Genomic DNA, 18,127 nt, shown 5'->3' with positions numbered 1-18,127 from the left:
ATACAAACCACAAACGTATCGGACCCCTAGAGAAAAACATGATCCGAACGCGAGAGGCCCCGAGAGCCCGTCACCGCGCGGGCCGGCGCCGGAAGAACTCGGCCGGCCCCGTGTTCGCGACCACCACGACGCCGGCCACCGACGCCGCCACCGGATGACCCACGCGGTACACCGCGTACACCCCGCCGCCGAGCACCACCGCCTTCACCAGCAGGACGCCCCACAGCGGAAGCCGGACCCGGGCGCGAGGAGCGGCGAACAGCCCCCACAGCACGATGGCCGCCGCCGGCATTCCGAGCCCCAGCAGCCACCGGGCCGCGGTTGAGCCGCCGGCGGTGAAACCCCACCACGACAGGCACGCCAGCGCCGCCAACTCGATGACGAACGCCAGGAGTTCGTTGGCCATGAACCAGGGGCGGCCGCGCATCGCGGCAAGGCTGTCGAGGCCGTCGCTCGTCATCGGGTGGGACTCCTCCTCGGGCAGGTACGCGGGACGGCGGGCGGCAGGTCGGCCGTCCGCGGGAGCGACACCGATCGGGCACGATATGCCGCGTCCCGCGGGTCCGTTGTGCCAGGTGTCCCTCGTCTGTCAGCACTCCGGCACAGGTTACCCACCGCCTGAACCACCATGGCCGTCCCTGGAGGACTCGCACCGTGCCCCGCAGGATTCCCCGGTGGGACGCTTCTGCGGCCAAGGACGTCCTGGACACCATCGGTCATTGCCGACGGCAGACGAGACGGTGCTCCGCATCGAACGGCTCACCGACCTCCCCGACCACCTGTCACGCACGAACCCCTGACCGGCTCTCACGGCCGTCGTAAGTGAGCGACCCGGGTCAACGCCTTCCCCGGGGGCGCGCATCAGCTGGTTCCAGGATTCTGGCCAGGTTCCGACCACCGTGGCTCGGCTCAGCCGAGCTCGGCGGCGAATCGCAGTCTCTGGTCAGTGGGCCCGTCGGGCAGCCGGCCGGTCGTGCTGCCCTTTTCACTGCGGATGCGTGCGCGCTCGCGGCGCAGGGCCGGGAGTCGCCGAAGCGGTGAGCTGTCCCTCAGCTGTCCGTCGACGGGACAGGTGCCACGCCGATCGGGCATGAAACCCCCGTCCCGCCGATCCCGCAGTACCCGGCCGGGTTCTTGTCCAGGTACTGCTGGTGATATGCCTCGGCGGGCCAGAACGTGCGGCCCTCCGCCGGGAGGATCTCCGTGGTGATCGTGCCGTGGCCGGAGGCCGTCAGGACCTTCTGGTACGCCTCGCGGGACGCGGCAACGGCCGCCTCCTGCTCGGGGGAGTGGGTGTGGACCGCCGAGCGGTACTGCGTACCCACGTCATTGCCCTGGCGGAAGCCCTGTGTCGGGTCGTGGGACTCCCAGAAGACCTTCAGCAGCTCGGAGTACGTGACGATCTTCGGGTCGAAGACGACGCGGACCGCTTCCGTGTGCCCCGTCAGGCCCGAGCAGACCTCCTCGTACACGGGGTTCTCCGTGTAGCCGCCCTGGTAGCCGGCGAGCGTCGTCCAGACACCGTCCGTCTGCCAGAACTTGCGCTCGGCACCCCAGAAACAGCCCAGCGCGAAGTCCGCGACCTCCAGGCCGTGCGGGTACGGGCCCACCAGCGGATTGCCGAGGACCGTGTGGCGGGACGGGACGGTGAATTCGGGGGTGGGGCGGCCGCGCAGAGCCTCATTCGGGGTGGGGAGCTGCGGGGTGCGGCGCTGCAGGAACATGCGGGGGCTCCTCCGGGGTAGGGGTGTGCAGCCCGTACAACGTGGCGGGGCCGCCGCGGATTCCGGCGCCCCCGCCACGTCGCAGCCGTCAGTTCCCGCTCGCCGACAGGACCTGTGCGGCGCTGAAGTCGCGGGCCTGGAGGTAGCGCTGCTTCGGGTCCCCCGAGTACGTCCACGGGGCGCTGTCGATATGGCCGTCGACCGCACGGAACTGCTCCACCGCTTCCTCGTACCGATCCTGCCAGTACAGCAGCCAGGCGAGCATGTGGCGGACCCGGACGATCCGCGGGTCCCCGGGGTTGGCCTCCGCGGCGGCCGCCACATCGATCAGACAGGCGTCGACCGCGGCGATCAGCTCAGGGCTCTTGTAGTACGCGTCCGGATCGACGTCCTGCTCCGCGGTCTCCTGCTCGAACGCGGCGTAGAGCGGGAGGAAGGAGAGGAGCCGGCCGGGGCTGCCCTTCGCCGCCGCCTCGCGCGCGAAACGCTCGGCCAGCTCGTGCGAGCCGCGCCACTTGCGGCACCAGTACTGGAGTGCCGAGGTGTGAGCCGCGAGGTGGTGCGCGTCGCGCTTCTCGATCTCGGCCCACAGGGCGCGGAAGTCGCCGTGCCCGTAGCCGAGGCCCAGGGCGCAGGAGATCTCGGCGATGTACGGGCAGGGGTCGTCGCCCGCCAGCTCCTGGGCCTCGTGGCAGGCCACCCGCGCCTGGGCCATCATCCGGTGGAAGCCGGCGAACTGCTCCTGCGTGGTGTACTTCGCCTGCTTCGCACCGCGGATGTCCGCCGCCACGCTGATCAGCGCGCCCGCGTGCACGAGGGCGGCGCCCGCGTCCTTCGGCTGCGCGGAGCGCCAGGCCAGCAGCCAGGTGTCGTCGGACGCGGCCTCGTCCTGGAGCACGCCGGCACGCCGGTAGCGCTCCTGCCAGTCCCGGCCCGCGCCGGCGAGGAAGTCGGCGCCCGCCTGCCAGTTCCCGGCCCGGACAGTGGCGCGTACCTCCTCGTCGTGCGGGTCGGGGGCGGCGGCGTGTGCGGTGTCGACGGCGTCGGCCGGGACGAAGCCGAGCTGTGCCGCGGCCCTCGCCGGGTCGGACTTGCGGCTCCGGCGACTGCCGGACGCCGAGGGGGTGTCGGGCGACGCCGTGTTCTTCCGCGCCTTCAGCCAGAAGTAGACGCCGAACGCGATCGCCAGCAGAGGTATCAGTCGTGCCACAGGGAGTACCGGTCCAATCCGGGAGGATGCAGGGAGGTCACAGGGTGAGCAGTTTGCGCAGCGGCTCCGTGTCCGGGATGTCCGCCACGGCGGCGTCCAGCGCCGCGGGGAGCTCCTGCGCCCACCCGTGCGGCAGCTCCAGCGCGGCGGAGTCGGACCAGGACAGCTGCCAGCGGGCCCGTCCCTGCCGTACGCACTCGTTGCTGACCAGCTGCGACAGGCCGGACCGCAGCCGGGGCCTGGCGAACTCGCGGGCGGCCCGGCCGGTCGCCGCGGCGGCCTCCTCGGACTTGGGCAGCCGGTCGGCGATCTGCCACAGCGCACCCGCGTCGATCGCGTCGAGCGTGGCGGAGAGCGAGCCGTCGCTGCCGGTCGCCTCGGCGACCACCGCGCCGAACCCCCGCGCCGACCGTTCGGTGTACGACGCCATCGACTCGTGCACCAGCTCCGGCCAGTCGGCGCGGCGCAGCCTCAGCGCCTCGGGCGTGAGGACTGCCTCCTCGACGGCGGCGAGCGCCCGCTCGGGATCGGCGAGCAGGGCCAGAGACGGTTCCACCGGCTCCGAGGCACGCCCGTCGTCCGGCAGCGCCTCGATCCGGGCGACGCGCTCCGCGATCGGGGGATGCGAGTCGTACGGGGAGGACGGCTCGGTCGGCAGGGAGCCGCGCATCTCGTCCAGCTCGTCCTGGCGGGCGGCCAGCAGATGCCGTACGCCTCCGAGGACCTCGCCGGGCAGCGGCAGCATTCCTGCCTCGACGCCGAGCGTGGCGTAAGCGTTCATGTAGAAGCCGTGGGCGGCGTCGAGGGCCGGGAGCTCGCGCAGGGCGGACGCGGTCGCGTCACGGCCCGCGATCCGGGCCGCGGCGACATCGGCCGCGAGCTCCTCGCGGCGGGCGCCGGAGAGCGTGGCACGCATGTAGAACTTCGCGTACGCCGTGTAGATCGCCGCCATCGCGCGGTACGTGACACCCGCGCCACCGGCGTCGATCTCCTTGGCCTTCTTGCCCTTGGCGAGGGCCTTTGCCGCCTTCTTCTCCTGGCGCGCCTGCTCCTTGGCGACGGATTTGCCCGCCCGCTCCTGGAAGTGGGCGATGGTACGCGTCACCTGGATGCGGCCGCGCGCGGTGATCGCGGTGAGCCGGGTGTCGGAGTTGCCGTAGTGGCCCATCTCGTGGGCGAGTACGGAACGCAGCTGGGCCTGGGACAGGCCGGTCATCAGGGGCAGGCCGAGATAGAGCCGGCGGCTGCCGCCGACCAGGCCGAGGAACCTGGCGTCCTCGCTGACCGCGGCGTTCACATCGCCGGTGAGCACGATCTCGTCCGGCGCGCGGGTGCCGACCTGTTGCGCGATGTCACGGACGGTGGCCCAGAGCAGGGGTTCGTGGGTGTCGCCGACCGGCAGTCCGGCCAGGCCCTCGTCCTTCGGCGTGCGCAGCATGAACATGCCCCGCACGATCGGGACGGCCAGCACGACGCTGAGGACGAACAGCTTCGCGGCGACGCTGCCCGGTGTCCAGGCGAATGCCGCCCAGTCGAGGGCTCCGAGGGCGGCGAGCAGGACGACGCTCAGCAGATAGAAGCCGGCGAGCAGGACAAGGGCGCGCGCGGCACGCAGAGATGGGCCCATCGGGCGATTCCCCCCACGGGAACGAGAAACGTATGGCGAACGGTGGAGTCGGGCGTGCGGGTTGTGGGGGGATCCGGAGTATGTCCTACCGCGGGCGGATGCGGCAACGTGGTTCGGCGACAGCCGCGGCCGGCGGCGGGACGAGGGCCGATCTGGGGTGGAACGAGGGTTGACCAGCGGTGGAACGAGGGCTGACCTGCGGTGGAACCGGCCCCCTTACCGCGGCAGCGTCGCCGGGCTGCCGCCGTTCGCCTCGTACCCGGCGACCGCCAGCGCCCGGTAGACCGTGTACTCGGCGGCCGGGTCGGGGTTCTGCGTCCACGGCAGCGCGCCCACGTGCCCGTCGATGTGGACGAGCTGGTGCATCGCCTCCGCCCAGCGTTCCATCCGGACCAGGAACAGCACCAGCAGATGACGGACATGGGCGAGCATCGGGTCGTCGGGGCGCGCCGCGTGCACCGCGAACAAGGCGCCCTCGACGGCCTTCGTCACCACGACGCCCCGGTAGAAGCCCTGCACCAGATTGACCTCGGGCAGATGCTCGTACACCGCGAACAGCGGCAACGCGGCCAGCAGTGAAGCCTGCGGGGCGCGGGACGCGGCGGACGTCGCGAACCGCTCGGCCTCCTCGCGGGAGCCGTGCCACTTCTCGCACCAGAAGTGCAGCGCGGCGATGTGCGCGCCCATGTGCGCCGGAGCGCGGTCGATGATCTTCGCCCAGAGCTGGTCGAACTGCTCGTGGGAGTAGCCGAGTCCACGCGCGACGGCCAGCTCGACGATGTACGGGACGGGGTCGCCGGGCGCCAGCAGGGCCGCCTCGCCGCAGACCGTACGGGCCTCCTCCAGGATGATCCTGAAGTCGTCCGTCCCCGCGGACGAGGACCGCCATGCCTGCTGGACCAGGAACTCGGCGTGCACCGCGGCCCCGCCCGCGTCCTTCGGCGACTCCGCGCGCCACGACCGCAGCCACGCGCCACCGACCCCGGGCGCCTGCATCAGCTCCAGCGAGGCGGCACCGGCGAACGCCTGCACGCGCTGCCACCGCACCTCACCCTCCTTCGGCGTCCCCGCCAGCAGCTGAGAGGCGGCGCGCCAGTCCTGGGTGCGCTGCACGACATCGAGGACATCGAGGAGGTCCTGGTCGGGCCCAGGCATCCGGATGTCCAGCTGCTCCTGGCGCACGAAGCCGTACGTGTCCGGGTCGGCGGCGTCGGGGGAGCCGGGCGCGACCTGGTGGATACCGGAGCGGCGACGCAGCACGAAGGGGCCGAGGACCGCGGCGAGCATGCACAGCGCGATCAGGAACCAGAGAATCTCCATGCGCCCATTGTCACCGGACGGCGCAGTGGCCGTGGATCACCCCCGTGACGAACTACGCTCGGGCCCCATGAGCGATCAGCACAGCTTCGAGACTCTCGCGATCCACGCGGGCAACACCGCCGATCCCCTCACCGGCGCCGTTGTTCCGCCCATTTATCAGGTGTCCACGTACAAGCAGGACGGCGTCGGCGGACTGCGCGGCGGCTACGAATACAGCCGCAGCGCCAACCCGACGCGCACGGCGCTGGAGGAGAACCTCGCGGCCATCGAGGGCGGCCGCCGCGGTCTCGCCTTCGCGTCCGGGCTCGCGGCGGAGGACTGCCTGCTCCGCACGCTGCTCCACCCCGGCGCCCATGTCGTCATCCCGAACGACGCCTACGGCGGCACCTTCCGGCTCTTCGCCAAGGTCGTCGAGCGGTGGGGCGTCGACTACTCCGTCGCGGACACCTCGGACCCGGCGGCGGTCCGGGCCGCGGTCAACGACCGCACGAAGGTCATCTGGGTCGAGACGCCGTCCAACCCGCTGCTCGGCATCACCGACATCGCCGCGGTCGCGGACGTGGCGCGCACCGCGGGTGCCCGGCTGGTCGTCGACAACACCTTCGCCAGCCCTTACCTGCAGCAGCCGATCGCACTCGGCGCGGACGTCGTCGTGCACTCCCTGACCAAGTACATGGGCGGCCACTCCGACGTCGTCGGCGGTGCGCTGATCGCCGCCGACGCGGAGCTCGGCGAGGAACTGGCGTACCACCAGAACGCGATGGGCGCGGTCGCCGGACCGTTCGACTCCTGGCTGGTGCTGCGTGGCATCAAGACGCTGCCCGTCCGGATGGACCGGCACAGCGAGAACGCGGCCAAGGTCGCCGAGCTGCTGACCCGGCACCCCAAGGTCACCCAGGTCCTCTACCCGGGGCTGCCGGAGCACCCGGGACACGAGGTCGCCGCCAAGCAGATGAAGGCGTTCGGCGGCATGGTCTCCTTCCGGGTCCAGGGCGGCGAGGAGGCAGCGGTCGAGGTCTGCAACCGGACCGAGCTCTTCACGCTCGGCGAGTCGCTCGGCGGCGTCGAGTCGCTGGTGGAGCACCCGGGCCGGATGACGCACGCCTCCGTGGCCGGCTCCGCCCTGGAGGTACCGGCCGATCTGGTCCGCCTCTCCGTCGGCATCGAGTCCGCGGACGACCTGCTGGCCGACCTGACGCAGGCGCTCGGATAGGGCCCTTCTTTCGGATCGGACCGGATCGGTGAGTGGGGTCCGGTGTGCGCAGCTGCAAGGCGGAGCGTCGGTGACCGACGGCAACGCGGCAGATGTGCGTGCCGGGGCCCGCGAGCCGGTGAACCCTTCCGGCCGCAGCACCGGAGAGGTCCAGGGAGTCCGGCGACACAGAACCGGGCGGGCAGGCGCTCGTCCCGCCCGCCCGGCGTCCTGGGGGTCAGGCGTCGACCTTCTCGTCCTCCAGCGACGCCCGGATCTGCTCCCGCAGCTCCGGGCTGTCGGCGTGTTCGTGGACGGAGACCGCGTGTTCCGTCGCGGCTCGCACCACTTCCTCCTCCTCACCGGCGATGGTGAGCGAGCAGTTCGTGACGCTCGGGTGCTTGCGACAGTCAGCGATCTTCCTGGTCATGACGGTCTCCTCGGCGCGTACGGCATGCCGCCACATTCAGGATAGGTCCGCAGGAATCGGGCTCTATGTCCCGTCCAGGGGTGGGGTCGTCTCCGCGGGCGGCACGTGCCAGGGCTCGGCGATCATCACCCACACCGTGAACGCGACCACCGCCACGCACAGCACGAACACCACCAGTGCACGGAACGCACGGCGCCGCCGCAGTATCCGGCCGCCCTGCTCCGCCGCCCGCTCCGCCAGATCGGCGGGGACCTGCGGATGCGGCAGGTCCAGCATCCGCTGGACCTGCTCCTCCTTCTGGCTCTGACGGCTCATGGCCCCACCCCCAGCAGTCGTACGGGCAACCGCCGCGCCGTGGGCCTGCGGGTGCCGCGCATCGTGGCCACCGACCGGTTGCAGAGCGCCCGGACCCGGTCCACCGGAAGCCCCAGCAACGCGGCGGTCTGCTCCTCCGCGACCCCCTCGTACAGCCGCAGCACGAGAACCAGCCGCTCCCGCGGGGTCAGCGGATCCAACAGCCCACCCCGCGGCCGATGGTGCCGCCACGCCTCATGGGCGAACCGGATGGCCAGCTCCTGCCGGGTGCGGTCGTACGGATCCTCGCCGTGCAGCCCGTCCCAGGCCGCGTACGTGCGGGCCAGGGCTGCGGTCAGCAGCCGCTGCGCCCGTTCGTTCGCGCCGGGCGGCTGCGTCGGCTCTGCGGTGAGCAGGGTGGCGGTATGCAGCAGTCGGCCCGCGGCGCCCGCCACAAAGGCCTCGAACTCCTGGGCGCGCCGCCGCTGAAGTCCTGTCTGCCGCTCTCGCACACCCACATCGGATCGCCGGGGAGGCCCCCGGGTCAAGAGGTCGTGCAGGCGTAATCCGGTCCTCAGCCACCCGTGGGCTGGTGCTGCCGCGCAGCCAGCGCCGCGTTGAAGCGGGTCAGCAGCGTGCAGAACGTCTCGCGCTCCTCCGCCGTCCATTCCCCTGTCACCTGCGACATCAGCTCCCGCCGCGACGCACGCACCTCGTCCAGCCGCGCATGTCCGCGCGGCGACAGCTGAAGCACGACCGCGCGGCCGTCCTCCGGATGCGAGGTCCGCTTGACCAGACCGGTGTCGACGAGCGGCGCGACCTGACGGGTCACGGTCGAGGAGTCGATCCCCATGCCCGCGGCCAGCGCCTTGACGCCCATCGGGCCTTCGCGGTCCAGTCGGTTCAGCAGCAGATATGCCGCCCGGTCCATGGAATTGCGGACCTGGCCGACACCGCCGAGGCGGGTCTGCTCGGCACGGCGGGCGAAGACGGCCACCTGGTGCTGCAGAACATCGAGGAGGTGGTCGGGACCCGTGGAGTCGGGGGTGGCGCCCCCGGAAGGAGACGCAACAGTCGTCATGTCCTGAGGGGGCATGGCCGGGGGCTCTCTTCGTGCGGTGTTCGGATGGGTGGGGGACAGAGTACGCGGCCACGGGGCAACGTGTACCAGTGCTGCACAAACCTGCGAACAACGACGCAGGACGGCACCAGCACGGCGTCCGGCCCCCGTGTCCAGCTGCGAGACTTGCGGTTATGAACTTCCGTACGCCACCCCCGTTTCCCCCAGTGATCCTCGACGACGTCCGCGGCGCACGGAAGATGCTCTCCGGCGTGGCCCGGATGACCCCGATGGAGGGCAGCCGACACCTGTCCGGGCTGGTCGGAGCGCCGGTCCACTTCAAGTGCGAGAACCTGCAGCGGACCGGCTCGTTCAAGCTGCGCGGCGCGTACGTGCGGATCGCCGGCCTCTCCCCGGTCGAGCGGGCGGCCGGAGTCGTCGCCGCAAGCGCCGGAAACCATGCGCAGGGTGTCGCACTCGCGTCTGCACTGCTCGGCGTACGCTCAACGGTCTTCATGCCGGTCGGGGCGCCGCTGCCGAAGGTCGCCGCGACCCGCGAGTACGGAGCCGAGGTCCGGCTGCACGGTCACGTCGTCGACGAGACCCTCGCCGCCGCCGAGGAGTACGCCCAGGAGACCGGCGCGGTCTTCATCCACCCCTTCGACCACCCGGACATCATCGCCGGACAGGGCACCGTGGGCCTGGAGATCCTCGAACAGTGCCCGGAGGTCCGCACCATCGTCGTCGGGGTCGGCGGCGGCGGACTCGCCGCGGGCATCGCCGTGGCCGTGAAGGCGGTCCGGCCCGACGTGCGGATCGTCGGAGTCCAGGCGGCGGGCGCCGCCTGCTACCCGCCGTCGCTCGCCGCCGGCCACCCGGTGGCGATCGGCTCGCTCCAGACGATGGCGGACGGCATCAAGGTGGGGCGCCCCGGCGACGTACCGTTCGAGCTCGTCAGGGAGCTGGTCGACGAGGTCCGCACGGTCTCCGAGGCCGAACTCTCCAGCGCGCTGCTGCTCTGTCTGGAGCGGGCGAAGCTGGTCGTCGAACCGGCGGGGGCGAGCCCGGTGGCGGCGCTGCTGAGCGCCCCGGAGTCGTTCCGCGGACCGGTCGTCGCCCTGCTGTCGGGCGGCAATGTCGACCCACTGCTGATGCAGCGCATCCTCACCCACGGCATGGCGACCGCCGGCCGCTATCTCAGCCTGCGGGTCCGGCTCACGGACCGCCCGGGGGCACTGGCCACGCTGCTCTCCGTGCTGACCGTCGCCGACGCGAACATCCTCGACATCGGCCATGTGCGGACCGATCCGCGGCTCGGACTCACCGAGGCGGAGGTCGACCTGCATCTGGAGACCAAGGGGCCCGAGCACTGCGAGGAGGTCACCGCGAAGCTGCGTGGTGCGGGCTACCTGGTGACGGAATGACATGCCGTCAGGTTGGGCGTTCGCCGGGCGGGGAGAGGCGCGCAAACCTAGGATCTGTCGAGTAAGTCAACAAACGCTCTGGGGGAATCCCATATGCCAGGCGCCATCTACGCCGAAGGTCTGGTGAAGACCTTCGGCGATGTACGAGCACTCGGCGGTGTTGATCTCGACGTGCCGGAGGGCACGGTCCTGGGCCTCCTCGGGCCCAACGGCGCGGGCAAGACGACTGCCGTGCGTGTCCTCACGACGCTGCTCCAACCCGACAGCGGCCGGGCCGTCGTGGCAGGCATCGACGTGCTGAAGAAACCCAACGAGGTCCGCCGCTCGATCGGCCTCTCCGGCCAGTTCGCCGCGGTCGACGAGTATCTGACCGGCCGTGAGAACCTGCAGATGGTCGGTCAGCTCTACCAGATGAGCAGCCGCGACGCGAAGGCCCGTGCGGCGCAGCTGCTGGAGCGGTTCAACCTCGCGGACGCGGCCGACCGCCCCGCGAAGACGTACTCCGGTGGTATGCGCCGCCGCCTCGACCTGGCGGCGGCGCTCGTCGTCTCCCCGCCGGTGATGTTCATGGACGAGCCGACGACCGGACTCGACCCGCGCAACCGGCAGCAGCTGTGGGAGGTCATCGAGGAGCTCGTCGCAGGCGGCACCACTCTGCTGCTGACCACGCAGTATCTGGAGGAGGCCGACCATCTGGCGCACAACATCTGTGTCATCGACCACGGCCTCGTCATCGCCCGTGGCACCTCCGACGAACTGAAGGCCAGGACCGGCGGCGAGCGCGTCGAGGTCGTGGTCCACCACCCCGACCAGATCGATCCGGCCCGCGCGGTCCTCACCAACCTCGGCAAGGGTGAGGTCACCGTCGCCCAGCACACCCGCAAACTGACGGTCCCGGTCTTCGGCGGCGCCAAGCTGCTTGCCGAGATCATCCGTGATCTCGACACCCGCGGGGTCGAGATCGACGACATCGGACTGCGCCGCCCGACCCTCGACGACGTGTTCCTCTCGCTCACCGGCCATGTCGCCGAGACGCCGGAGACGGACGAGAGCGGGACGGTCCCGGGTCCCGGCGCGCAGACCGACAGGAAGGCCGCACAGGAGGTCAGCAAGTGACTGCCACGACGGACACGCCGCGCCTCGCGGCAGCCCCCAGGGTGGGCGGCGGCATCGGCGGGTCGGTCCGCGACTCCCTCGTCGTCGCCAAGCGGAATCTGATCCGGATGACCCGGATCCCGGAGATGGTGATCTTCGGGCTGATCCAGCCGATCATGTTCGTGGTGCTGTTCAGCTACGTCTTCGGCGGCTCCATGATGATCGGCGGTTCCACCAGCCCCAGTGACTACCGCAACTTCCTGATGGCGGGCATCTTCGCGCAGACCGTGACCTTCGCCACCGCGGGCGCCGGTGCGGGCATCGCGGACGACATGCACAAGGGCCTCATCGACCGGTTCCGCTCGCTGCCGATGGCGCGCGGCGCGGTCCTCACCGGCCGTACGCTCGCCGACCTCGTCCAGACGACGCTCACCCTGGTCGTTCTCGCGGTCGTCGCCCTGCTGGTCGGCTGGCGCACCGATGAGAACGCCGGCAAGGTGCTGGGCGGCTTCGCGCTGCTGCTCCTGCTGGGGTACGCCTTCTCCTGGATCGGGGCGCTGATCGGTCTGTCGGTCCGCACCCCCGAAGCGGCCACGTCGGGCGGTCTCATCTGGCTCTTCCCGGTCACGTTCATCTCGAACGCCTTCGTGCCCACCGAGAACATGGCGGGCTGGCTCCAGCCGATCGCCGAATGGAACCCGTTCAGCGCGACCGTCCAGGCCTGCCGCGAGCTCTTCGGGAACCCGGGCGTCTCCCCGTCGGGCGCCTGGCCGATGCAGCATGCCGTCTGGGCCTCGCTGATCTGGTCCGTGCTGATCATCGTGGTCTTCCGGACCCTCGCGGTCCGCAAGTACCGCTCGGCGACCGCCTGAGGAACACGAGGAAGCCCCGGCCGTCGGCGGCCGGGGCTTCCTGGTGTTCTGCCGTGTCCGGTGGCCGGCTCAGCCCGAGTAGGGCTTCGCCGCGAGGATCTTCACCGAGGCCCACTTGCCGTTCGGCAGCTCGTACTCGGCGTCCTCGCCCATCTTCTTGCCGTTCACGCCGGTACCGAGCGGAGACTGCGGAGAGTACGTCTCGATGTCCGCGCTCGCGTACTCGCGGGAGGCGAGCAGGAACGTCATGGTGTCGTCGGGGTCACCGTCGAACGCGATGGTGACGACCATGCCGGGCTCGACCACGCCGTCGTCGGCGGGGGCCTCGCCGACCTTCGCATGCTCCAGGAGCTGGGTGAGCTGGCGCACCCGCAACTCCATCTTGCCCTGCTCCTCCTTGGCCGCGTGGTACCCGCCGTTCTCCCGGAGGTCACCCTCCTCACGGGCCGCCGCGATCTTGACGGCGATCTCCGTGCGCGCGGGACCAGACAGGTACTCCAGCTCGGCCTTGAGCTGGTTGTACGCCTCCTGCGTGAGCCAGGTGACGTTTTCGCTGGTCTGGGTCACAGGTGCTCCTAGTCGGTACTGGATATTCAAGCGTCGGTACTGGGAATACAAAGCATCGCCCTACCCAGAAGCATGTGCCTCCACGGGTGGGCGAAACCACGAGCCTAACAATTCCCCAGGAAAAGGGGGAGAAGGTAAACCGCTATGACCGCGTCAATGCAGGTCAGCGGCGATAATCGCAGGTCAGAGCAGGTCCGTTCCGGTCAGTTCGACGACCCGCCGTCAACCGTGCAGCCCAGCAGCTCGACGCTGGTCGCCCGCGAGGTCGTACGCAACGAGACGATCCGGTCGATCCGGTCGGAACGGTCGTCGAAGCGGATGTCCTTCCGGGCCACGTCGCTGCCGTCCACCTGCTGGGAGCGGAGCGTGCAGTACCCCTTCGCGTCCCGGTCCTTGCGCACCTCGAGGTGGATGTCGACCCGGTCGTCCGCAGCGATCCTGAACTTGATCACCTCGGCGCTGATGCCCTGGCCCGCCACGTAGTCGTAACCGATCCAGCCGACCACGCCGAGCAGCGCGACGCCCAGCACCGAGCCGATGATCTTGAGCTTGCGGTCCGCGCGCTCGTCCGCGGAGCGCCCGTAGCGGCCCTCCGGAAGTGCTTCACGCACCGCAACCATGATCGTTCCTCCCGTACCGGAGATCGAGGAATTTTCCGCCCCCCGGTTCGGTCACTATAGAAGCCTCTCACCCGCCACCCGACCGCCGCCCCGCACCGACGTCCCTCCGGGACGGCGCCACCCGGTGGCGGCCGAATCACTGAGGATCGAGTCTTGACTGAGCAGCTTCGACTGATGGCCGTCCACGCCCACCCCGACGACGAGTCGAGCAAGGGCGCGGCCACCATGGCCAAGTATGTGTCCGAGGGGGTGGACGTGCTGGTTGTGACCTGCACGGGAGGCGAACGCGGCTCCATCCTCAACCCGAAACTCCAGGGCGACCCGTACATCGAGGAGCACATCCACGAGGTACGGAAGAAGGAGATGGACGAGGCCCGGGAGATCCTGGGCGTCAAGCAGGAGTGGCTCGGCTTCGTCGACTCGGGGCTGCCCGAGGGCGACCCGCTGCCCCCGCTGCCCGAGGGCTGCTTCGCCCTGGAGGACGAGGAGAAGGCGGCGGGGCGTCTCGTCCGCTCCATCCGCGCGTTCCGGCCGCAGGTCATCACCACGTACGACGAGAACGGCGGCTACCCGCACCCCGACCACATCATGACCCACACGATCACGATGATCGCGTTCGAGGGCGCCGCGGACACCGAGACGTTCCCCGAGAGCGAATTCGGCCCCGCCTGGCAGCCGCAGAAGCTCTACTACAACCAGGGCTTCAACCGTCCGCGCACGGTGGCGCTGCACGAGGCGCTGCTCGCCCGCGGCCTGGAGTCGCCCTACGGCGAGTGGCTGGAGCGCTGGAAGGAGTTCGAGCGCGTCGAGCGGACGCTGACCACGCACGTTCCGTGCGCGGAGTTCTTCGAGATCCGGGACAAGGCGCTGATCGCGCACGCCACGCAGATCGACCCGGACGGCGGCTGGTTCCGGGTGCCGATGGACATCCAGCGGGAGGTCTGGCCGACCGAGGAGTACGAGCTGGCGAAGTCTCTCGTCGATACCTCCCTCCCCGAGAGCGACCTCTTCGCGGGCATCCGCGACAATGCCTGATATGTACGCGACCCAGGCACTGACCCACGTCGTTCCTCTCGCCGAGGAGTTCGACAAGAACAAGGTGACACCCGGCGTCCTCGGCTTCCTCGTCTTCGCGGCGCTCGCGGTGGGCGTGTGGCTGCTGATGAAGTCCATGAACCGGCACATGGGCAGGGTGAACTTCGAGGAGGCGCCGGATCCGGATGCGGGGTCGGCCGGGGCCGACGCATCCGGGGCGCGGGCCGGGTCCGCGAAATAGCGGGTTCCGGCGCAACCGGTCGGTGCCCTTGTCCTCAAGCCGGACGGGCTTGAAAGGCCCGTCCGGCGAGAGTGCCGGGACGGCGGCTATGACCGTGCTTCCACTGCCACGCCCATGATTTCCCGGGCATGGCGGGTCGGTGTCATGCCCAGGCGCCAGGCCTGCCAGCCGTCCTCCAGGTCGATCCCGCGGTTCAGGACCACGGTGAACGCCTCCGCGCAGTCCACCAGCTTGCCGTCGCGGTTCGGGTGCCCGGCCCGGAGCAGGTCGGCGAGTTCCTGCTGGGCCACCACGGTGCCCACCTCCGTGCCGCCCGCCGACGCGTACGGCAGCAGAGTGCAGCGCAGGAAGCGGGCCCAGTCGGCGCCCCGCGTGTCGCCGTACGAGTCGAACAGTTCCACCGCCTCGTCGCACAGCGCGAGCGCCTGGGCCGCCCGGTTGTTCCCCGCGTCGACCAGGGCCAGTTCCAGACACGTCCACGCCTCGCCGTGGGCGACGCCGATGCGCCGGAAGTCGGCCCGGGCGTCGGCCAGGAGCTGACGGGCGAAACCGGAGTTGCGCAGATTGCCGGTCCGGGCGGCCCGCTGGTCGCGGGTGACCCGGCCCGAGTGGTGCCGGGCACACGCCAGCCCGTAGACGTCCCGCATCCGCGAGAACATCGTGCGCGACCGCTCCAGCTCCCGCACCGCCTGGTCGGTGTCGCCCGCCTCCTCCAGCGCCTGGCCCAGGTAGTACAGCGTCCACGCCTCACCGCGCGCGTCCTCGTTGTCACGGTGGCGGGAGAGCGCCCGGCGCAACTCGTCGACTGCCGGGCCCGGGGCGCCCTCGAGCAGCCGGGCGCGGGCCAGCTGGGTCAGCGCCCACGCCTCGCCGCGCTCGTCACGGGTGTGGCCGTACAGCTCCAGGGCCGTACGCAGCGTCTCCTCGGCCCCGGGCACATCGCCCATCCGCAGCAGCACCTGGCCCAGCTGGAACTGCGTCCACGCCTCGCCGTGCAGCGACTCGCCCTCCCGGTGCAGGATCAGCGCCGTGTCGAGGAGGGCCAGGGCCTCCGCCAGGTTCGCCCGGTCGCGCTCGACGGCGGCCAGGGCGTGCAGCGACCACGCCCGGTCCTCGGCCTGTCCGTCGGAGGACTGCAGCGCGATCGCCTCGCGCAGCCGCGCGGACGCCTCGGTGAGGTTGCCCTGGTGGTGCAGGGTGATGCCGAGCGAGCAGAGCGCCAGCGCCGTGCCCGCGTCGTTCTGCGCCTCGCGGTAGAGACCGACGACCGAGGACAGCGTGGTGCGGGCCTTGTCCAGCTCGCCGAGCTGCCGGGCCGCGATGCCCGTACGCCACTGGACCGACCGCTCCAGCAGCCCCTTGTCGACGGCCTGCGTCAGCTCGCTGATCTCACCCAGGCGGTAGAGGTCGCCGCGCAGCAGGCAGTAGTCGCACAGTGCGCCCAGCAGGTCCAGCACGGCCCCCTGGTCGACGCCCTCCGCATGCCGCAGCGCGGAGGTGATGAAGCTCGACTCGTCGTCCAGCCAGTGCAGTGCCGCGTCCAGCGAACCGAACCCGTGCGAACCGAACTGCGCCGCCCGGGTGGACATCTTCCCGTCCACCATCCGGATCACCGCACCGGCGAGCTCCGCATAGTTGTGGATCAGCCGCTCCTGCGCGGCGGTACGGTCCGCCGCCTCCTCCTCGTCACGCAGCCGGGCCAGGGCGAAACCCCGTACGAGATCGTGCAACCGGTAGCGCGTACCCCGCACATGGTCGAGCAGCCCGGCCCGGGACAGGGCCGTCAGCAGCGACTGCGCCTCCTGTTCCTCGGCGGACAGCAGCGCCGCGGCCGCCGCCGCGCCCAGGCTGGCGCGCCCGGCCAGCGCGAGCCGGCGCAGCAGCCTCCGCGCCTGCTCGGACTGGTCGGTGTAGCGCAGCCACAGAGCCCGTTCGACGGGCGCGACGGGACCGTACGCGGCGAGTTCGGTGGCCAGCGCCGTGCGCGTACGCGGCCCGAGCGAGGAACCCGCGACCCGCAGCGCCAGCGGCAGCCCACCGCACAGCTCCGCGATCGCGTCCGTCGACTGGGAGTCGTACGGCCCCTGCTCCTCCTCCTGCGCCGACACGCGCAGCAGCTCCTCCGCACCCGCCGGGTCCAGCGGGCCCACGGGCAGCTGATGCACCCACGCCGGAATGTCGGCAGGCAGGTCGAGAGGGGCGCGGGCGGTGACGAGAACCAGGCTGTCGGAGCGTTCCGGTATGAGCGTACGGACCTGCGCCGGGTCACCGGCGTCGTCGAGGACGATCGTCACGGGCGTACCGGTCAGATGCTGGTGGTAGAGCTCGCTGAGCCGTCGCACCTGCTGCTCGGCGGAGGACCTGCCCCGGGATCCCGACTCCGCTCGATCGGGGGAGACCCCATCCCGGAACAGCAGCTGTTCGCGCGGCGCGCCGAGCCGGTTCAGCAGGTGCAGCAGCGCGTCGCGGGTCGGCAGCGGGTTCTCGCCGGTGACATCGGAACGCAGATCCACCACGCACGCGCCCCGGAACTGGTCTTTCAGCTCGTGCGCCGCCCGCACCGCGAGTGCCGTGCGCCCGGAGCCGGGCGTGCCGTGCAGGACGACGACGGTCGGTTTGGTCTCCGTCGACGCGCGGGCCGCGTGCACCCACTGGGCGATCTGCGCCAGCTCCGCCCGGCGGCCGGCGAACGGACCGTCGGGGGCGGGCAGATGCCCGAAGGACTGGTCGAGCAGCGACCGCCTGCGCGCCGCCGCACTGCGGTCACCGCCGCGCAGCTGCGGCACGGCGGCGGCGGCCTTCTTCTTCGGCGCACGGGACGACGCGCTCAGCATCCGCTGCTGGTCCAGGAACGGGCGGATGCCCCGCACCTCCAGCGCCGCCAGCCACTGCAGCCGCAGCTGTTCGGGCCCGCCGGGCTGGCCCGCCGCACCCGCGTGCCGGTGGGCGGCGGGCCAGTGCGAGGCGGTCACCTTGACGACGGTGGCCGCGGCGCCCGCGACGGCGACGACGGCGCCCGCGCCGAGCGCCGGCCCCGCCGCCGTACCGAACGCGAGATCGGCGCCGAACGCCGCTGCCGCGGCAACCCCCGTGACCAGCAGGGGAGTTCCCATCGCCGCCTTGCTGAACTGCTGCGACAGGGGTTTCTGCCCGGCCTCCATCGCGTCGAGCGCCTGCGTGTACGCGGCGTACTCCTCGGCCGCGCTCGCCGCCAGCGAGTCGAGCGCCGCCCGCCCGCGCGCCGTCAGCGCACCCGCGTCGGCCCTGCCCCCCGAACGGCGTACTTCCTCCTCCACGGCGCGTACCAACAGCCGTTCGGCTTCAGCCCGGTGGCTGTCCCGCATGTCCGTCCCCCTCCGAGAGCTCTGTTCGGGACAAGTGTCCTTCGTGGGGCGGCTGAGCGCGAGAGAGCATGA

At 71.1% G+C, this 18,127-nt stretch carries 18 protein-coding genes; 6 read left to right on the top strand and 12 right to left on the bottom strand.

Features of this window, described 5'->3' with window-relative positions; genetic code table 11:
* Positions 1 to 70 precede the first annotated feature (70 nt).
* From ACFU6I_RS21175 to ACFU6I_RS21155, 5 genes are all read right to left on the bottom strand, one after another.
* Positions 71 to 427 carry a YrdB family protein gene (locus ACFU6I_RS21175; RefSeq protein ID WP_384368902.1) on the bottom strand — a complete coding sequence of 119 codons (357 nt, stop codon included), beginning with the start codon at positions 425 to 427 and terminating at the stop codon, positions 71 to 73.
* Positions 428 to 1,049: 622 nt separating this feature from the next.
* The gene (msrA, locus tag ACFU6I_RS21170; protein ID WP_384368892.1) at positions 1,050 to 1,724 is read right to left on the bottom strand and encodes a peptide-methionine (S)-S-oxide reductase MsrA; all 675 of its coding nucleotides are present in this window, start codon (positions 1,722 to 1,724) and stop codon (positions 1,050 to 1,052) included.
* An 88-nt stretch (positions 1,725 to 1,812) separates the two neighbouring features.
* Entirely contained in the window at positions 1,813 to 2,934 is a 1,122-nt protein-coding gene (locus tag ACFU6I_RS21165) for a hypothetical protein (RefSeq protein WP_384368889.1), read from the bottom strand.
* Between the two features lie 37 nt (positions 2,935 to 2,971).
* Positions 2,972 to 4,561 (bottom strand): M48 family metallopeptidase, encoded by a 1,590-nt coding sequence (locus ACFU6I_RS21160; RefSeq protein WP_384368886.1) that lies wholly within the window; start codon positions 4,559 to 4,561, stop codon positions 2,972 to 2,974.
* A 216-nt stretch (positions 4,562 to 4,777) separates the two neighbouring features.
* Positions 4,778 to 5,881, bottom strand: a complete 1,104-nt coding sequence (locus ACFU6I_RS21155) for a hypothetical protein (protein WP_384368883.1) — start codon at positions 5,879 to 5,881, stop codon at positions 4,778 to 4,780.
* A gap of 67 nt (positions 5,882 to 5,948) precedes the next feature.
* Between ACFU6I_RS21155 and ACFU6I_RS21150 the strand changes: the two genes are divergently transcribed.
* Positions 5,949 to 7,094 (top strand): cystathionine gamma-synthase, encoded by a 1,146-nt coding sequence (locus ACFU6I_RS21150; RefSeq protein ID WP_384368880.1) that lies wholly within the window; start codon positions 5,949 to 5,951, stop codon positions 7,092 to 7,094.
* Positions 7,095 to 7,311: 217 nt separating this feature from the next.
* Here the strand turns inward: ACFU6I_RS21150 and ACFU6I_RS21145 are convergent, their stop codons facing one another.
* The 4 genes from ACFU6I_RS21145 to ACFU6I_RS21130 all read right to left on the bottom strand — a co-directional run bounded on the left by ACFU6I_RS21145 (position 7,312) and on the right by ACFU6I_RS21130 (position 8,893).
* On the bottom strand, positions 7,312 to 7,503 hold the full coding sequence (locus ACFU6I_RS21145) for a DUF1059 domain-containing protein (RefSeq protein ID WP_037688500.1): 192 nt from the start codon (positions 7,501 to 7,503) through the stop codon (positions 7,312 to 7,314).
* A 63-nt stretch (positions 7,504 to 7,566) separates the two neighbouring features.
* Positions 7,567 to 7,818 (bottom strand): hypothetical protein, encoded by a 252-nt coding sequence (locus ACFU6I_RS21140; RefSeq protein WP_384368877.1) that lies wholly within the window; start codon positions 7,816 to 7,818, stop codon positions 7,567 to 7,569.
* The gene (locus ACFU6I_RS21135; RefSeq protein WP_384036491.1) at positions 7,815 to 8,309 is read right to left on the bottom strand and encodes a sigma factor-like helix-turn-helix DNA-binding protein; all 495 of its coding nucleotides are present in this window, start codon (positions 8,307 to 8,309) and stop codon (positions 7,815 to 7,817) included. The genes ACFU6I_RS21140 and ACFU6I_RS21135 overlap by 4 nt, the downstream gene beginning before the upstream one ends.
* Positions 8,310 to 8,371: 62 nt before the next feature.
* Complete coding sequence (locus ACFU6I_RS21130) at positions 8,372 to 8,893, bottom strand: MarR family winged helix-turn-helix transcriptional regulator (RefSeq protein WP_384368874.1); 522 nt, start codon at positions 8,891 to 8,893, stop codon at positions 8,372 to 8,374.
* A 158-nt stretch (positions 8,894 to 9,051) separates the two neighbouring features.
* On the opposite strand from ACFU6I_RS21130, the gene ilvA reads away from it, so the two are divergent.
* The 3 genes from ilvA to ACFU6I_RS21115 all read left to right on the top strand — a co-directional run bounded on the left by ilvA (position 9,052) and on the right by ACFU6I_RS21115 (position 12,248).
* On the top strand, positions 9,052 to 10,281 hold the full coding sequence (gene ilvA, locus ACFU6I_RS21125) for a threonine ammonia-lyase (RefSeq protein WP_384368871.1): 1,230 nt from the start codon (positions 9,052 to 9,054) through the stop codon (positions 10,279 to 10,281).
* 93 nt (positions 10,282 to 10,374) lie between these two features.
* Complete coding sequence (locus ACFU6I_RS21120; RefSeq protein ID WP_384368868.1) at positions 10,375 to 11,397, top strand: ATP-binding cassette domain-containing protein; 1,023 nt, start codon at positions 10,375 to 10,377, stop codon at positions 11,395 to 11,397.
* The gene (locus tag ACFU6I_RS21115; protein WP_384368865.1) at positions 11,394 to 12,248 is read left to right on the top strand and encodes an ABC transporter permease; all 855 of its coding nucleotides are present in this window, start codon (positions 11,394 to 11,396) and stop codon (positions 12,246 to 12,248) included. The genes ACFU6I_RS21120 and ACFU6I_RS21115 overlap by 4 nt, the downstream gene beginning before the upstream one ends.
* Positions 12,249 to 12,317: 69 nt before the next feature.
* On the opposite strand, the gene greA is transcribed toward ACFU6I_RS21115, so the two are convergent.
* Both greA and ACFU6I_RS21105 read right to left on the bottom strand, forming a co-directional pair.
* Positions 12,318 to 12,815: a transcription elongation factor GreA gene (greA, locus tag ACFU6I_RS21110; protein WP_384368862.1), complete on the bottom strand. Its 498-nt coding sequence runs from the start codon at positions 12,813 to 12,815 to the stop codon at positions 12,318 to 12,320.
* A 203-nt stretch (positions 12,816 to 13,018) separates the two neighbouring features.
* Positions 13,019 to 13,435, bottom strand: coding sequence for a DUF4307 domain-containing protein (locus ACFU6I_RS21105; protein ID WP_384368859.1), 417 nt, complete (start codon positions 13,433 to 13,435; stop codon positions 13,019 to 13,021).
* A gap of 153 nt (positions 13,436 to 13,588) precedes the next feature.
* Here ACFU6I_RS21105 and mca point away from each other — a divergent pair, with 153 nt between their 5' ends.
* Both mca and ACFU6I_RS21095 read left to right on the top strand, forming a co-directional pair.
* Positions 13,589 to 14,470, top strand: a complete 882-nt coding sequence (gene mca / locus ACFU6I_RS21100) for a mycothiol conjugate amidase Mca (protein ID WP_345515209.1) — start codon at positions 13,589 to 13,591, stop codon at positions 14,468 to 14,470.
* A gap of 1 nt (position 14,471) precedes the next feature.
* The gene (locus ACFU6I_RS21095; RefSeq protein WP_384368856.1) at positions 14,472 to 14,711 is read left to right on the top strand and encodes a hypothetical protein; all 240 of its coding nucleotides are present in this window, start codon (positions 14,472 to 14,474) and stop codon (positions 14,709 to 14,711) included.
* An 86-nt stretch (positions 14,712 to 14,797) separates the two neighbouring features.
* On the opposite strand, the gene ACFU6I_RS21090 is transcribed toward ACFU6I_RS21095, so the two are convergent.
* A complete protein-coding gene (locus tag ACFU6I_RS21090) occupies positions 14,798 to 18,055 on the bottom strand; it encodes a tetratricopeptide repeat protein (protein ID WP_384368853.1) in 3,258 nt (1,085 codons plus the stop codon).
* Between the last annotated feature and the right edge of the window lie 72 nt (positions 18,056 to 18,127).

This window comes from Streptomyces sp. NPDC057486, assembly GCF_042802415.1.
Lineage (GTDB): Bacteria > Actinomycetota > Actinomycetes > Streptomycetales > Streptomycetaceae > Streptomyces > Streptomyces yanii.
This window is presented reverse-complemented; position numbering and strand designations above follow the sequence as displayed.

Excerpts from the sequence above, each read along its gene's own strand:
- ACFU6I_RS21160 (WP_384368886.1), bottom strand. The coding sequence starts at position 4,561 with ATGGGCCCATCTCTGCGTGCCGCGCGCGCCCTTGTCCTGCTCGCCGGC.
- ACFU6I_RS21095 (WP_384368856.1), top strand. The coding sequence starts at position 14,472 with ATGTACGCGACCCAGGCACTGACCCACGTCGTTCCTCTCGCCGAGGAG.
- msrA (WP_384368892.1), bottom strand. The coding sequence starts at position 1,724 with ATGTTCCTGCAGCGCCGCACCCCGCAGCTCCCCACCCCGAATGAGGCT.
- ilvA (WP_384368871.1), top strand. The coding sequence starts at position 9,052 with ATGAACTTCCGTACGCCACCCCCGTTTCCCCCAGTGATCCTCGACGAC.
- ACFU6I_RS21155 (WP_384368883.1), bottom strand. The coding sequence starts at position 5,881 with ATGGAGATTCTCTGGTTCCTGATCGCGCTGTGCATGCTCGCCGCGGTC.
- ACFU6I_RS21120 (WP_384368868.1), top strand. The coding sequence starts at position 10,375 with ATGCCAGGCGCCATCTACGCCGAAGGTCTGGTGAAGACCTTCGGCGAT.
- ACFU6I_RS21105 (WP_384368859.1), bottom strand. The coding sequence starts at position 13,435 with ATGGTTGCGGTGCGTGAAGCACTTCCGGAGGGCCGCTACGGGCGCTCC.
- ACFU6I_RS21150 (WP_384368880.1), top strand. The coding sequence starts at position 5,949 with ATGAGCGATCAGCACAGCTTCGAGACTCTCGCGATCCACGCGGGCAAC.
- ACFU6I_RS21145 (WP_037688500.1), bottom strand. The coding sequence starts at position 7,503 with ATGACCAGGAAGATCGCTGACTGTCGCAAGCACCCGAGCGTCACGAAC.
- ACFU6I_RS21090 (WP_384368853.1), bottom strand. The coding sequence starts at position 18,055 with ATGCGGGACAGCCACCGGGCTGAAGCCGAACGGCTGTTGGTACGCGCC.
- ACFU6I_RS21140 (WP_384368877.1), bottom strand. The coding sequence starts at position 7,818 with ATGAGCCGTCAGAGCCAGAAGGAGGAGCAGGTCCAGCGGATGCTGGAC.
- ACFU6I_RS21130 (WP_384368874.1), bottom strand. The coding sequence starts at position 8,893 with ATGCCCCCTCAGGACATGACGACTGTTGCGTCTCCTTCCGGGGGCGCC.
- ACFU6I_RS21175 (WP_384368902.1), bottom strand. The coding sequence starts at position 427 with ATGCGCGGCCGCCCCTGGTTCATGGCCAACGAACTCCTGGCGTTCGTC.